The sequence below is a fragment of the Nonomuraea gerenzanensis genome (assembly GCF_020215645.1).
Taxonomy (GTDB): Bacteria; Actinomycetota; Actinomycetes; order Streptosporangiales; family Streptosporangiaceae; genus Nonomuraea; species Nonomuraea gerenzanensis.
The window spans coordinates 9,113,423-9,126,533 of sequence record NZ_CP084058.1 but is presented as its reverse complement, the minus strand read 5'-3'; the positions used below and the strand labels follow the sequence as shown (position 1 = coordinate 9,126,533).

General features: G+C 74.1%; 10 protein-coding genes. 3 read left to right on the top strand and 7 right to left on the bottom strand.

Annotated elements, in window-relative coordinates:
- Nucleotides 1-150: 150 nt before the first annotated feature.
- Entirely contained in the window at nt 151-3,297 is a 3,147-nt protein-coding gene (locus tag LCN96_RS42385) for a BTAD domain-containing putative transcriptional regulator (protein WP_225268049.1), read from the bottom strand.
- 71 nt (nt 3,298-3,368) lie between these two features.
- Nucleotides 3,369-3,965, bottom strand: a complete 597-nt coding sequence (locus LCN96_RS42380) for a hypothetical protein (protein WP_225268048.1) — start codon at nt 3,963-3,965, stop codon at nt 3,369-3,371.
- A 148-nt stretch (nt 3,966-4,113) separates the two neighbouring features.
- On the opposite strand from LCN96_RS42380, the gene LCN96_RS42375 reads away from it, so the two are divergent.
- Nucleotides 4,114-5,226: an alkaline phosphatase family protein gene (locus tag LCN96_RS42375; RefSeq protein WP_225268047.1), complete on the top strand. Its 1,113-nt coding sequence runs from the start codon at nt 4,114-4,116 to the stop codon at nt 5,224-5,226.
- The gene (locus LCN96_RS42370) at nt 5,223-6,095 is read left to right on the top strand and encodes a sulfurtransferase (protein WP_225268046.1); all 873 of its coding nucleotides are present in this window, start codon (nt 5,223-5,225) and stop codon (nt 6,093-6,095) included. The genes LCN96_RS42375 and LCN96_RS42370 overlap by 4 nt, the downstream gene beginning before the upstream one ends.
- A 145-nt stretch (nt 6,096-6,240) precedes the next feature.
- Here the strand turns inward: LCN96_RS42370 and LCN96_RS42365 are convergent, their stop codons facing one another.
- The 4 genes from LCN96_RS42365 to LCN96_RS42350 all read right to left on the bottom strand — a co-directional run bounded on the left by LCN96_RS42365 (nt 6,241) and on the right by LCN96_RS42350 (nt 10,879).
- On the bottom strand, nt 6,241-8,766 hold the full coding sequence (locus LCN96_RS42365) for a CHAT domain-containing protein (protein WP_225268045.1): 2,526 nt from the start codon (nt 8,764-8,766) through the stop codon (nt 6,241-6,243).
- Between the two features lie 60 nt (nt 8,767-8,826).
- Nucleotides 8,827-9,270, bottom strand: a complete 444-nt coding sequence (locus LCN96_RS42360; protein WP_225268044.1) for a hypothetical protein — start codon at nt 9,268-9,270, stop codon at nt 8,827-8,829.
- Complete coding sequence (locus LCN96_RS42355) at nt 9,267-9,794, bottom strand: RNA polymerase sigma factor (RefSeq protein WP_225268043.1); 528 nt, start codon at nt 9,792-9,794, stop codon at nt 9,267-9,269. Before LCN96_RS42355 ends, LCN96_RS42360 begins: the two co-directional genes overlap by 4 nt.
- Nucleotides 9,795-9,865: 71 nt before the next feature.
- Nucleotides 9,866-10,879 (bottom strand): S8 family peptidase, encoded by a 1,014-nt coding sequence (locus LCN96_RS42350; protein ID WP_225268042.1) that lies wholly within the window; start codon nt 10,877-10,879, stop codon nt 9,866-9,868.
- Between the two features lie 175 nt (nt 10,880-11,054).
- Between LCN96_RS42350 and LCN96_RS42345 the strand changes: the two genes are divergently transcribed.
- Nucleotides 11,055-11,549: a DUF3145 domain-containing protein gene (locus tag LCN96_RS42345; RefSeq protein ID WP_225268041.1), complete on the top strand. Its 495-nt coding sequence runs from the start codon at nt 11,055-11,057 to the stop codon at nt 11,547-11,549.
- A 287-nt stretch (nt 11,550-11,836) separates the two neighbouring features.
- Here LCN96_RS42345 and fabF read toward each other — a convergent pair whose 3' ends face one another.
- A complete protein-coding gene (gene fabF, locus LCN96_RS42340) occupies nt 11,837-13,069 on the bottom strand; it encodes a beta-ketoacyl-ACP synthase II (RefSeq protein ID WP_225268040.1) in 1,233 nt (410 codons plus the stop codon).
- Between the last annotated feature and the right edge of the window lie 42 nt (nt 13,070-13,111).

Below are 13,111 nucleotides of genomic sequence, written 5' to 3'. Positions count from 1 at the left end.
ACGACGACGCGCACCGCATGGCGCCACCGCGCGTGGCGGCAGGGCGATGTGGCAGCAGGGCGCGCACGGCGACGTGGCAGCAGGGCGGCAGGGCGGCGTTGCGGCAGGGCGGCGTGGCGGCGTGCGCGCGCCACTGAAGCGCCCCTGCGCTCAGGCCACCCCCGGCCGCCCCGCCATCCCCGCCAGCCGATCGATCGCCTGCTGCCTGGGCATCGCGGCCCCCTCCCGATAGGCCGCCCGATACCGATCCTCCCCCAAGCACCCGACCAGCTCCCGGATCAAGGCCCGAATCTCGGGATCCCCCTGATCAAGCACCCCCTTGATCCTCTCGCTCATCCCCAGCGAGCGGGCAGCCCCCTCAGGATCCCCCTCCAGCGCGAGCAGCCGCCCCAGCCACTCACACGCGCTGGCGAGATGCCCGGGGTTCCCGTAGGCGAACGCCCCCCACAGGGCATGGGGGAACAACGCCCGCGCCCGCACGGCGTCCCCCTCGGCGAGCAGCAGCGAGACCCGCTCACCCGCGACCAGCCCCCGGACGACGTCCTCAGGCATGGGCACCCGGTGCACGAGCGTCTCCAGCCGATCCAGCGCCTCATGGGCCTGCAGGTACTCGCCCGACCGGCGCAGGACCGCCGCCCGATGGTTGAGGAGGGTGGTCTCGAGGCGCCGCAGTCCTCGTTCCCTGGCCTGGCGCTGTCCGGCGTCGAGGTCGCGCAGGGCGCCGGAGAGGTCGCCGCTGCGGGCCCGCGCCGCCGCGAGCCGCCCCTTGGACCAGGCCAGGTGCTCCTCGGTGCCGAGTTCGGAGCTGATGGCGACGGCTCGCTCGGCGGCCGAGACGGCCTCCTGGTGGTTGCCGCGTATGTCGTCGTCCATGCTGATGGCCAGCAGCGCCATCACCATGCCCCACCGGTCACCGGCCTGCTCGAACGCCTGCAGCGCCTCTCGCCGCGCTTGCGCCCCGGTGGTCATGTCGCCTTGCTGGGTGCGGACGAAGTCCTGGGCCCACAGGGCGCTGGCCCGTACCCAGGGGTCGGCGGAGTTCAGCGCGTGCTCCAGCTCGTCCTGGCCGGGACCGGAGCCGCCGGAGGCGGTGGCGAGCTGGGACAGCCGGAACAGGGGCACCGCCGGGTGGAAGCTGAGCGCCCGCCTGTCCAGGCTGGGCGGTTGCAGCTCGGTCCGCGATCCCGCCGCGACCCCCTGGACCACCTGGAAGGCGGCTCGCACGTCAGCGGGCAGTTCGTCGCCGAACGCGAGCACCTCGGAGAGGGACGTCTCGAACTGGTGGCTCATGCCCCTGATGCCCCAGTACCAGAACAGCGAGCGCACGAACCTGGACGCCGTGGTCACGTCGCGGGCGGCGACGGCGGACCGCAGCGCGTAGATGAGGTTGTCGTGCTCGGCGTCGAACGCGGCTATCGCGCGGAGCTGGTCCCTGGTCCGCAGCAGCGGCTCGTGCTCCTCGGCGAACATCAGGAAATATCGGGACAGGCGGGCGGTGATGTCGTCGCCCGATTCCGCGAGGCGGTCGGCCGCGTAGGCGCGTACGGTCTCCAGCATGCGGTAGCGGTCCGCGTTCTCCTGGACGAGGGACTTGTCCACCAGCGAGCCGACGACGCCGAGCACGTCGTCGGCGGGCAGCGACTCGTCGGCGCAGATCGCCTCCAGCGCCGGCAGGCTCCCCCCGCCCGGCAGCGCCGACAGCCTGCGCGCCAGCACCCGCTCCTGCTCGTCCAGCAGGTCCCAGCTCCACTCGACCATCGCGAGCAGGGTGCGCTGGCGGGGGAGGGCGGTCCTGCTGCCCGAGTTCAGCAGCCTGAACCGGTCGTCCAGGCGCCGGACGATCTCCCTGGCGCTCATCGCCCGCAGTTTCGCGGCGGCCAGTTCGAGTGCCAGCGGGATGCCGTCGAGCCGGCGGCAGATCTCCACGACGTCGTCCGCGGTGCTCTCGTCGAGCGTGAAGCCTGGCCGCACGCCGGCGGCGCGGTCGACGAAGAGCCGCACCGCCGCCGCCCGCCCGGCCTCGGCCGGCTCGGGGTCGCCCGGCGGCAGGTCGAGCGAGCCCAGGGGGCACAGCGTCTCTCCGTTGATCGCGAGCGCCTCCCTGCTGGTGGCCAGGATCCGCAGCCGCGGCAGCCGGAGCAGGAGCTGCTCGGCCAGCTCGGCCGCAGCCTCGATCAGGTGCTCGCAGTTGTCGAGCAGGAGCACGCCGTCGCCGACGTCGAGCAGGCTCACGATGCGGTCCACCGGGGTGGCCTGCTGGAGCTGCCCGCTGTCGTACAGTCGGCTGTCGGACGAGCTGAGCACGCCGAGCACGGCGTCGGCGAGGCGGCCGGGCTCGCTCACGCCGGCCAGCGGCACGAACCACACGCGCTGGTCCAGGCGCGCCGCCGCCTCCAGCGACAGCCTGGTCTTGCCCGCGCCGCCGGGGCCGACGATGGTGACCAGCCGGCCGGAGCCCAGCAGCCCGGACAGTTGCCGCAGCTCGGCCTCCCGGCCGAAGAACGTGGTCAGCCGGGCGGGCAGGCGGTTCTGGCCGGACTCCTCCCGCGCCGGCGGCCGGTCCAGCTCCCCGCGCAGCAGGGCGAGATGAACCTCGCGCAGCCCTTGGGACGGGTCCACGCCCAGCTCGTCGCCCAGCTTGGCGCGGATCTCCTCGTAGACCGCCAGCGCGTCCGCCTGGCGCCCGGCCGCCGACAGGGCGCGCATGCGCAGCTCGGCCAGGCGTTCGCTCAGCGGATGCTCGGCCGCCGCCGCGCCGAGGCCGGCCAGCACCTCCGTGTGCCGGCCGAGCCGTAACTCGGCGTCGAAGCGGTCCTCGGCCGCCGCGGCCCGCACGTCGTGCAGCCGCGTGGCGTTGCCGTAGGCGAACGGGGCCTCCTGCACGTCCGCCAGCGCGGGCCCCCGCCACAGCTCGAGCGCGGCCCTCAGCAGGGCGGCGGCCTCCGCGGGCCTGCCCTCGGCCAGCTCGCGCCGCCCCCGGGCGACCAGTTCTTCGAACCGGTGCGCGTCCACGTCCTCGCCGCTCACCGGCAGCCGGTAGCCGCCCGCCACCAGCTCGACCGCCCCGACGCCCTTCAGCGCCCTGCGCAGCCGGGACACCAGGCCCTGCAGGGCCCCCGTGGCGCCCGCCGGCGGCTCGTCGCCCCACAGGTCGGTCACGAGCGCGTCCGCGCTCACCGGCCGGCCGGCCGCCAGCGCGAGCCTGGTCAGCAGCATGCGGAGCCGGACACCCGGGATGTTCACCGGGACACCGTCACCGGCGAAGACCTCAACCGGGCCAAGCAGCACAATTCGCACCCCTCAAGTGTCTCAAACCTCACAGAGCCCCGTCCGTGGCCGGATGGCCGCGGGCGGGGCGGGGGCTCGCTTCAGGCGTGCGCCATCGAGATCGAGGGCGTGCTCGCCGGGCGCTTGCGGAAGTAGGCGCGGGCCGCCGGCAGCAGGAGCAGGACGATGACGGCCAGCGAGATCAGCGGGGTGGTGAGCATGCGGACGTCGGTGGCGGCCAGCAGCCAGCCGGGGTAGACGCTCTCGCTCGCGTCGAGGACGGCCTGCGCTTCGGCGCCTGGGCCGAGGATGTTCTGCAGGTACTGGGTCTTCGACGCCTGGCTGGTGAAGATGAAGACGTCCAGCAGGAGGAAGATCGGCTGGATGATGAGGGTCAGGATCCGGCCCGCCCGTCTGCCGCCCAGGTTCAGCAGCGCGAGGAGCGCGGCGGTCACGGCGGTGGTGACGGGCAGGACGAGCGCGTAACCGCCCTCGTCGAAGTGCACGTTGTTGGCGGCCAGGATGCCGGGCGACATCCCCTGCCTGATCAGCTCGGCCTCGGCGGCGGCCTGGACGTCGGCGCCGTAGGCGAGGCCGGCGAGCGGGGCGATGAGGAAGCCCGCGGCGAACACGAGCTGCAGGGCGGCGGCGATGGTGACGGGGCGGGGGCGGGGGTTCGTCTGCGTGGTGTTGTTCATGGCAGGAACGATGTCGTGCGCCGCTGACACGGGATGGACGCGGCGCGGACGCGGCACAGACACGGCGCAGACACGGCTCTGTCAGCGCGTTCGATACCGACGAGCAGCACCACGGGTGGAGATCACTCCTGGGACTACACTGAGGGGCATGCTGGTGCCGGGATACGGCGGCGAGTCGCTGGCCGACGTGCCGCGATCGCTGCTGGCCGCCCTGGGCCTGCGCGAGCCCAACGCGCTCGGCCTGCCCCGATCCGACCGCGTCTGCCTGTTCGTGGTGGACGGCCTCGGCGCCGAGCTGCTGCGCGCCCACCCGGAGGCGGCGCCGTTCCTGTCCGCCATGACCGCAAGGACGCTCACCGCCGGCTTCCCCGCCACCACCGTCACGAGCCTGTGCACGCTGGGCACCGGGCTGACTCCGGGCGAGCACGGCATGGTCGGCCTGATGCTGGCCGTGCCGGGCACCGGCCACCTGTTCAACTGCCTGCGCTGGACGCTGCCCGACGGCCTGACGATGGACCCCGAGGAGTGGCAGCCCGCCGCGACCGTCTACCAGCGCGCCGCCGAGGCCGGGGTCGAGCCCGTCTACGTGGCGCCGGCGGAGTTCGAGGGCACCGGCCTGACCAGGGCCGTCTATCGCGGCGTCCGCTACGTGGCCGCCGACTCCATCGACGACCGGGTGGCCCGCGTCCACGAGGTGCTGCGGGAGCGGGGGCCCGCGTACGTCACCGTCTACTACGGCGACCTCGACGCCACCGGCCACATGGTGGGCTGGGGCACCGAGGAGTGGCTGCGCCAGCTCGGCATCGTCGACGACATGGCCCAGCGGCTGGCCGAGGGGCTGCCGCCCGGCTCCGCCCTGTACGTCACCGCCGACCACGGCATGGTCAACGCCACCGAGAAGCTCGACGCGGAGAGCGTCCCCGAGCTGACGGAAGGGGTGGCGCTGCTCGGCGGCGAGGCCAGGGCCAGGCACGTGTACGCCCGCCCGGGAGCCGCCGGGCAGGTGCTGGAGTCGTGGCGCGAGACCCTGCGCGGCAAGGCATGGGTGGTGTCCAGGCAGGAGGCGGTCGAGTCCGGCTGGTTCGGCCCGCAGGTGCGCGACGCCTGGATCCCGCGCATCGGCGACGTCGTGGCCGTGCCGTACACCGACCTGGCCATCACCGCCCCGGCGACCCACCGCATCGAGGCGCTCTTCACCGGTTACCACGGCTCGCTCACGGCGGCCGAACAGCACGTCCCGCTCCTGGAGGTACGGTCGTGACCAGCCCGTTGATCACCCCTGCCGAGCTGGCCGCCCTCGACGGCGTCACCGTGCTCGACGTGCGCTGGCGGCTCGGCGGCCCGCCCGGGATCGACTTCTACCGCGAAGGCCACATCGAGGGCGCCGTCTACTGCGACCTCGACACCGACCTCGCCGCCCCACCCGGCCAGCACGCGCAAGGGGAGCAAGGCGGGCAAGGCGCCCAGAGCGGGCAAGGCGGCAACGGGGGGCGGCATCCGCTGCCGGATGCGGCCGCGTTCCAGCGCGCCATGCGCCGCCTCGGCGTCTCGGACGGCCGCCCCGTGGTGGTCTACGACGACGCCGCCGCCACGGTCGCGGCCCGCGCCTGGTGGGCGCTGCGCTACTTCGGCCACCACAACGTACGCGTGCTCGACGGCGGCCTCCCCGCCTGGATCCAGGCCGGCCTACCGACCACGAAGGAAACCCCGCACCCCACGGAGGGCGACTTCACCGCACGCCCAGGCGGGATGCCCGCACTGACGGCCGACGAGGCGGCGGCGCTGGCCAAGCGGGGCGTGCTGCTCGACGCCCGGGCGGCGGAGCGGTACCGGGGCGAGGTGGAGCCGATCGACCCCGTGGCAGGCCACGTGCCCAGCGCGGTGAGCGCCCCCACGACGGAGAACGTGGGCCAGGACGGCCGCTTCCTCGCCCCCGAGGCGCTCCGCGCCCGTTTCGCCGAGCTGGGCGTGCGCGAAGGGGCCGAGACGGGCGCGTACTGCGGCTCAGGGGTGACGGCCGCGCACGAGGTGCTGGCGCTGGAGGTGGCGGGCCTGCCGGCGTCGCTGTACGTCGGCTCGTGGTCGGACTGGGTGTCCGATCCGACCCGGCCCGTCTCGACCGGCGCCTGAACGGCAGGCGAGAACCACTTCGCCGGTCAGCCGGGCGCACGTGACGGCGCCCGGCCCCGTGCGGGTTCAGCGGGCGTGTTCCTGGAGGCCCTCAGCCCCGTGCGGCGGGTGGCGGTGACCTTGGCCTGCCGTAACCAGCAAAAGCTCAGCAAACGGGCTGGTCACCCGCGCCGAAGCAGACGAAGCCCGTTTCGCCGGTCTTGGCCGCCGCGCCGGCCAGCGCCGCGTCCGGCGGCTGCCCCGCCGCCAGCAGCTCGTGGAACGTGCTCATCACCGCCCGCGCCGTCTCGTCCTCCACCGGCACCATCCCCGCCACCACGCACGCCGACCCCTTGGCCAGGAACGTCCCCGGCAGCCCCAGCGGCGCGCCCTCCATCGGCGTGCGCGACATCCCGGCGTTGCACGCGGAGAGGACCACCAGCCCCGCCGAGCGGGACACGTCCAGCAGGTCGTAGGCCATGAGCTGCCCGTCCTCCAGCGTGATCCCCGACACCAGCGGGCTGCGCGCGTGGAACGTCCCGTGCGCGGCCAGATGCACGACGTCGGCCGTGCCCAGCGCCTCCAGCACCGGCTCGACGCGTGCGGGCACCTGACGCCCGCCCGGATGGCAGGCCAGCACGTGCGCGACCTCCGCCGGCGCGTGCGTCAGCGACGGGCCGGCCGCCGCCGCCACCTGCGGCTTGCCGGTGGAGCGCGGCCCCCGGGAGGTGCGGGCGCGCAGCCAGGCGGCGGCGCCGGGCGCCACGCTGACCGGACGCTCCCGCAGGGACGGCAGCGCCCCCCACGGCACCGTGTGCAGCGACCCCGCCGGCACCACGACGAGCGGCCGGTCGCCCAGGTCGGCGGCCATCGGCCGCAGCACCAGCCGTTCGAGCTCGGCGGCGGCGGGCTCGACGTCGTGCCGCCGGCTGAGGCGGCGCAGCGCGTAACGCAGGCGCACGATGGCGTCCGTGACCTGCCGGAGGCTGCCCAGCCGCCGCAGCAGCACCCGGTCCTCGCTCAGCAGCACGGCCAGCAGCGCGTCGCGGTCGGCCACGTACTCGATCAGGATGCCCCGCCCCAGCTCGGCACGGATGCGCTCGGGGTCCACCAGCGCGCACGCGTGCGCGGGCGCCGCCACGGCCCGCCAGCGCTCCGCCCACTCGAACACCTCCCTGGGGCACCCGTCGCGCACCGCCAGCTCCAGCCCGTAGGCCGCCAGCCGCTCCCCGGCCCTGGCCGCGTGGGCGCGCAGCGACGGGTCCTCGAACGCCTCCACCCGCCCGCTCACCTCCGCCAGGCCGTCGCGCACCGCGCGGAAGGCCGCCGGGACGTCCTCCTGCAGCGCCGCCTGCAGGGCCAGCGCGTGCTGCCGGACCGGCACCGGGATCTGCGACGCCTGCGCGAGCTGCCTGGCCTGCGGTTCGGAGGCCAGCGAGGTCAGCCGGGTGCCGGCGGGCACCCACCGCTCGCGCCGCTCGGCGTGGCGGGTGAGCCTGGCGAGCTGGGCCGAGGCGGTCGGGTGGTCGTCCACGACCAGCGCGGCCTCGGCCGCCGCCAGCCGCAGCGCCGCCGCCCCCGCCCGGTGGGCGAAGCCGTCCTCCAGCTCGTCGGCGCACGCGATCAGCTCGGCGACCAGCTCGGGGGTGGCGGGTTCGAGCGCCAGCCGCGAGCGCAGGATGACCTCCCTGGCCAGCGGCAGCCACGAGATCCTGTCCTGCGCGGCCAGCTCGGCGCACGCCTGCTCGGCCACCTGCCTGGCGCGGTGCGGGTCCCCGGTCAGCAGCTCCACCTGGGCCAGCTTCAGCCGCGCCTCGGCCAGCGCGGCGTGGGCGGCCGACGCCTCCAGATCCGGTACGGCCATCCGCAACATGGCCCCCGCCTCACCCGGCAGGTGCGCGGCCAGCAGGGCACCGGCGAAGTCGGCCCGCATCGCGGCCAGCCGCTCGGGGAAGCCGAACAGGGTCTCCTCCGCCTCCCGGTAGTGCCGGAACGCCCCGGCGATGTCGCCACGGCGCACGGCCAGGAAGGGCAGGTTGGCGGCAGCCAGGCGGGCCAGGTGCCACAGCCCCGCGTACTGGGAGATCTGCAGGCAGGCGGTGAGGTCGCGCATCGAGGCGTCCCAGTCGCCCCGGTAGGCGTGGATGAGCCCGCGGTTGAGCAGGCCCCCGGCCAGGAACCTGCGGTCGTCGATGTTGCCCGGCGCGGTCACCAGGGCCATCAGCGCGCGGTCGCAGGAGGCGATGGCCTCCTGGTGGCGGCCGAGGTGGGCCAGGGCGACCGCCCGCTGGGTGTCGAGCTTGGCGCGGTCGAGCGGGCACAGGTACGCCCAGGCCAGCGCCGCCACGCGCAGGGCCTGCAGCGGGTGGCCGCGCTCGGTGCGCACGGTGACCAGGGAGAGGCGGGCCTGGGCGATCCGCTCGGCCGGGGCGCCCCGGACGGCGAGGGCCTCACGCAGGTGGAACTCGGCCTGCTGGAGGTCGCCGAGCTCGCGGGCGGCCAGCGCCATCGTCCGCAGCCCCATCACCTCGGCCTCCGGGCAGCCGTTGCGGCGCGCGGACTCGATGATCAGGCGGCCGGCGCGCAGCGCCTGCCCGGGATCGACCAGGGCGCGCATCAAGGCGGCCTCGGCCGCTCTGACCAGCGGGCTCAGGTCGGCTGACGGGTGCTGCCCGTCAGGTGTTGCGCTCAATGGCCGGCCTCGTTCGAAGTCGGCCGGGGGCAGCGCCCTCCCGGCCGGGTCAGTGGCGGGTCAGGGGCGGATGCGCACCCAGGTGGTCTGGATGGGTGCGTGGCCGGGCCGGTGGCACACCACGCTCAGCCAGCCGGGCGGCAGCCCGGTGGCGACGAAGTGGCCGGTGTGCGCGATGCGCCTGGTCAAGGTCAGGTGCGGGGATCTCACGTCGACGAGGGCGCCCTCTCCCGGGTAGGGGGAGATGTGCCCCGCCACGTCGATGAGCCCGTCGCCCTCCGTCACCTCCAGGTCGAAGGTGAGGCCCGCTGCGACGAAGCGCACCAGGTGCGAGCTGTCGTCGGCGCGCACGCTCCGGATCGTGGCGGCCTCGTGGGCGGCGGTCACCGCTTGGGGGATCCGCAGCCGCCAGGCGTCACGCGCGGCGGCGGACACCTGGGTGGGGATGGGATCGTTCCCGGAGGCGAGCCGGAGTGCCGCCAGGAAGTATTCGTCGTTGATCATTGCGCTGTCTCCTGTACCGAGATCAGAGTGCGCAGTTTTTCCAGACAGCGCGCCTTGGTAGGGCCGACACTGCCCGCGGGCATTCCCAGCCGCGAGGCCAGCTGCTGGTTGCCGAGATCGTTCGCGACCAGCTGGAGCAGCGTGCGGCAGGGCTCGTGCAGGGTGGAGACCGTCTTCCAGAGCAGGTGACGGTCGTCGGCCTCCAGGACGACCGTCGCCGGGTCGAGGTCGGTGATCGCCTCCATGGAGGAGACCACCGGCAGGTCCTTGCGGCCCAGCAGGAGGGCCTCGCGGCGCACGGTCGTCATGAGCCAGCCCCCCACCGCGGCCGGGTCTCTGATGCCGCGCAGGTTCTGCAGCAGCCGCAGCCAGGCGCCCTGGACGGCGTCGGCCGCGTCGGCCGGGCTCAGGCCGCACGCGCGGGCCACGGCCCACATGCGCGGCCCGTATCTCGATTCGAGCTCGTCCCAGGCCGACCGGTCGCCGTCGTCGGCGGCGGCGAGCAGCTCCGACGGATCCCGCATGCGGCCTCCTTTCACCGGCACGAGGAGGAGATCATTCCTCCTCGTGATTGTCCGGGGACTGAGCGTAAACTCTACAGACTCGCCGGGAAGAGAACCCCCAGATCGGGAATTTGCGGGGTCTCCTCGGAGTCAAGGAGGTTCCTGATCCACTCCTTGACCGGCTCGTGCCTGGCCGCGTCGGCGATGGCGCCGGACACCAGCGCCGTGGCGAACGACGTGCCGCTCCACGCCGCGTATCCGCCGTACTCGCCCGTGTCCAGATAACTGCTGGTCAGCCAGTCGCCGCGGGCGCACGCGTCGACCCAGGTGCCGTAGCCGGAGTAGGGCGCCCTGCGCTGCTGGGTGGAGTCCACCGCCGCCACGCCGACGACCCAGGGCAGCGCGGCAGGCCAGAACGGCCGGTCGGAGCCGGTGTTGCCGGCGCAGGCGACGGTCACGGTCTCGCCCAGGGCGCGCAGGGCGTCCGAGAGCAGGGGCGGCGGCCTGTCGTCGAAGGTGTGGCAGCCGAAGGACAGGTTGAGCACCTGCGGGGGCTGATCCCGCAGGCGATGCAGCGTCCGCACGACGGACGCCTCGTCGGCCAGGCCGTCTCCGTCGAGCACCCGCCGCACCCGCAGCCGCACGCCGGGCGCCCGCCGCGTCAGCAGGCCCGCGATGAACGTGCCGTGGCCCGCCTGCGAGCCCTCCGTCGCGTCGGCCTCGTCCGGGCCGAGCCCGGCGTACCAGTCGCTGCCCGACCACCAGGGGTGCTTGGCGATGCCGGTGTCGAGCAGGCCCACCACCACGCCGGAGCGGGCCCGGCCCGCCTTGTGGGGGATGGACGGGGCGGGGAAGGGCCTGGAGGCGGGGCCGCCGAAGAACAGGGGCTGGCCGCGCAGCACGTGGTTCGGCGAGGCGCGCAGGCCCTGGTCGCGCAGGTCGGCGGTGATCTCGCAGGGGTCGACGCCGGGCGTCAGGTGGACGACGCAGACACCGTCGGCCTCGGAGACCGCCTGGGTCCAGCGCGCCGCGGCGGTCAGGGCGGTCCGGTCGATCAGTATCTGACCTGGCCGGATGTACGCCTCGCCGACAGATTGGATTTCCATGGGCGGGTATGTATCCCCTGAGGGACCGCTGTCACCCGCCACACGCGCACCAACTTGGTATGGCCCCCCTCTGGTGCCGGGTAGCGACCGACGGTAGTCTCTCCCTAGTCACTTGTGATCATCCCGGGTCGAGGCCGTTGGGGAAGGCGCACCTCGTACCGAAACGGGAGGTCCGGTGTCTGCTCGTGGCGTCCTTTACGTCCACTCGGCTCAGCCCGCGCTGTGCCCACACATCGAATGGGCAGTCGCGGGTGTCCTTGGCGTGCCCGTAGACCTGACGTGGACTCCGCAACCCGCCGCGCCCAACGTCGTGCGGGCGCAGGCGGAGTGGGAGGGCCGCGCGGGCATCGCGGCGGCCATCGCCTCCTCGCTCATGGGATGGCAGCGCCTCAGGTTCGAGATCACCGAGGACGCCTCACCCGGGGTGGACGGCTCCCGGCATGCCTACACGCCGACGCTCGGCGCGTACACGGCGGTGATCGGCGCCGCCGGCGACATCATGATCCCCGAGGACCGGCTGCGCGCCGCGATGATGATGGCCGCCCAGGGGCGGTGCGTGCTGGAGGAGGAGCTGGACAAGCTGCTCGGCAAGCCGTGGGACGAGGAGCTGGAGCCGTTCAGGTACGCCGGTGACGGCGCGCCGGTGCGGTGGCTGCACGCGGCCGTCTGAGCGGTGCGGGGGGCGCCCGTGAGACACCGGACGGCGTGACCGTGGAAGGGGGAGAGCCGTAGGGCGTTGACCGGCGGCGTGCGGCGACTCGACGCCGTTGGCGAGTCGCGCACCACCGGAGTGCCGCATGACCGGCACCCGCTCATGGACGGGCACGCCCTCGGCGCGTGCCCATGGCGGCAGGGAGGCCGCCGTCAGATGCGCGGCGAGCCCTCACCCCGGCAGGGTGAAGGCTCGCGCGAGCCGGCGGGAAGCTCCTGGCCGGAGCCCCCGCCGGGCGGGGTCGTTCAGGCGCCCGTGAACACGACCGTCACGTTGTGGCCGCCGAAGCCGAAGGAGTTGTTGACCGCGGCGATGTCGCCGGTCGGCAGCGTGCGGTTCTCGCCGTAGACGAGGTCCACCTCGATGCCGTCGTCGACGTTGTCGAGGTTGATCGTGCGGGGCACGACGCGCTCCTGGAGCGCCTTGATCGTGAAGACCGACTCGATGCCGCCGGCGCCGCCGAGCAGGTGGCCGGTCATGGACTTGGTCGAGGTCACCAGCGGGTGGGTGCCGATGGCCTTGGCCACCGCCGCCACCTCGCCGACGTCACCCGACGGGGTCGAGGTGGCGTGCGCGTTGACGTGCTTGACGTCCAGGCCGGTGATGCCGGCGTCGGTGAGCGCCTGCGTCATCGCCATGATCTGGCCCCGGCCCTCGGGCTCGGGCTGGGTGATGTGGTGGGCGTCGGCGGAGTAGCCGATGCCGGCGCAGTAGGCGTAGATCCGCGCGCCGCGCGCCCTGGCGTGCTCCTCCGACTCCAGCACGACGACGCCGGCGCCCTCGCCGAGCACGAACCCGTCGCGGTCGCGGTCCCAGGGGCGGGAGGCGCCCTGCGGGTCGTCGTTGCGCTGGGACATGGCCCGCGCGGCGGCGAAGGCGGCCATGTTGAGGCCGTGGATCGCGGCCTCGGTGCCCCCCGCCACCACCACGTCGGCGCGGCCGGCCCTGATCATGTCCATCGCGTAGCCGATGGCCTCGGCGCCGGACGCGCAGGCCGACACCGTGGCGTGCACGCCCGCCTGCGCACCCAGATCGAGGCCGATCCAGGCGGCAGGGCCGTTGGGCATGAGCATCGGCACGGTGAAGGGCGACAGCCGGTTCCAGCCGCGCTCCTTCCACGTGTCGTACGCGCTGAGCGTCGTCGAGATGCCGCCGATGCCGCTGGAGACGACCACGCCGAGCCGCTCGGGCGCCACCTCGGGGGTGCCCGCGTCCTGCCAGGCCTCCCTCGCGGCGACCAGGGCGAACTGCTCGCTGCGGTCGAGGCGGCGCGACTCCGGCCGCGGCAGGACGTCGGCCGGATCGACGGCGGCCGTCCCCGCGAACTTCACGGGGACCGCGTCGATCCAGTCGGTGGTCAGCGTCTGGACACCCGACTGACCGGCGAGGAGCGCCGTCCAGGTCGAGGTGACGTCTCCACCGACGGGCGTCGTCGCGCCAAGCCCGGTGACGACGACACGTACCCGGTTCGCACTCACGTTTCTCGCTCCTAACTGATCAGTGCGGGTGTGGTTCGCTGC

Bases quoted from the DNA above. Each gene is read 5' to 3' on its own strand.
- LCN96_RS42380 (WP_225268048.1), bottom strand. From the start codon at position 3,965: ATGAACAACACCACGCAGACGAACCCCCGCCCCCGCCCCGTCACCATC.
- LCN96_RS42375 (WP_225268047.1), top strand. From the start codon at position 4,114: ATGCTGGTGCCGGGATACGGCGGCGAGTCGCTGGCCGACGTGCCGCGA.
- LCN96_RS42360 (WP_225268044.1), bottom strand. From the start codon at position 9,270: ATGATCAACGACGAATACTTCCTGGCGGCACTCCGGCTCGCCTCCGGG.
- LCN96_RS42355 (WP_225268043.1), bottom strand. From the start codon at position 9,794: ATGCGGGATCCGTCGGAGCTGCTCGCCGCCGCCGACGACGGCGACCGG.
- LCN96_RS42350 (WP_225268042.1), bottom strand. From the start codon at position 10,879: ATGGAAATCCAATCTGTCGGCGAGGCGTACATCCGGCCAGGTCAGATA.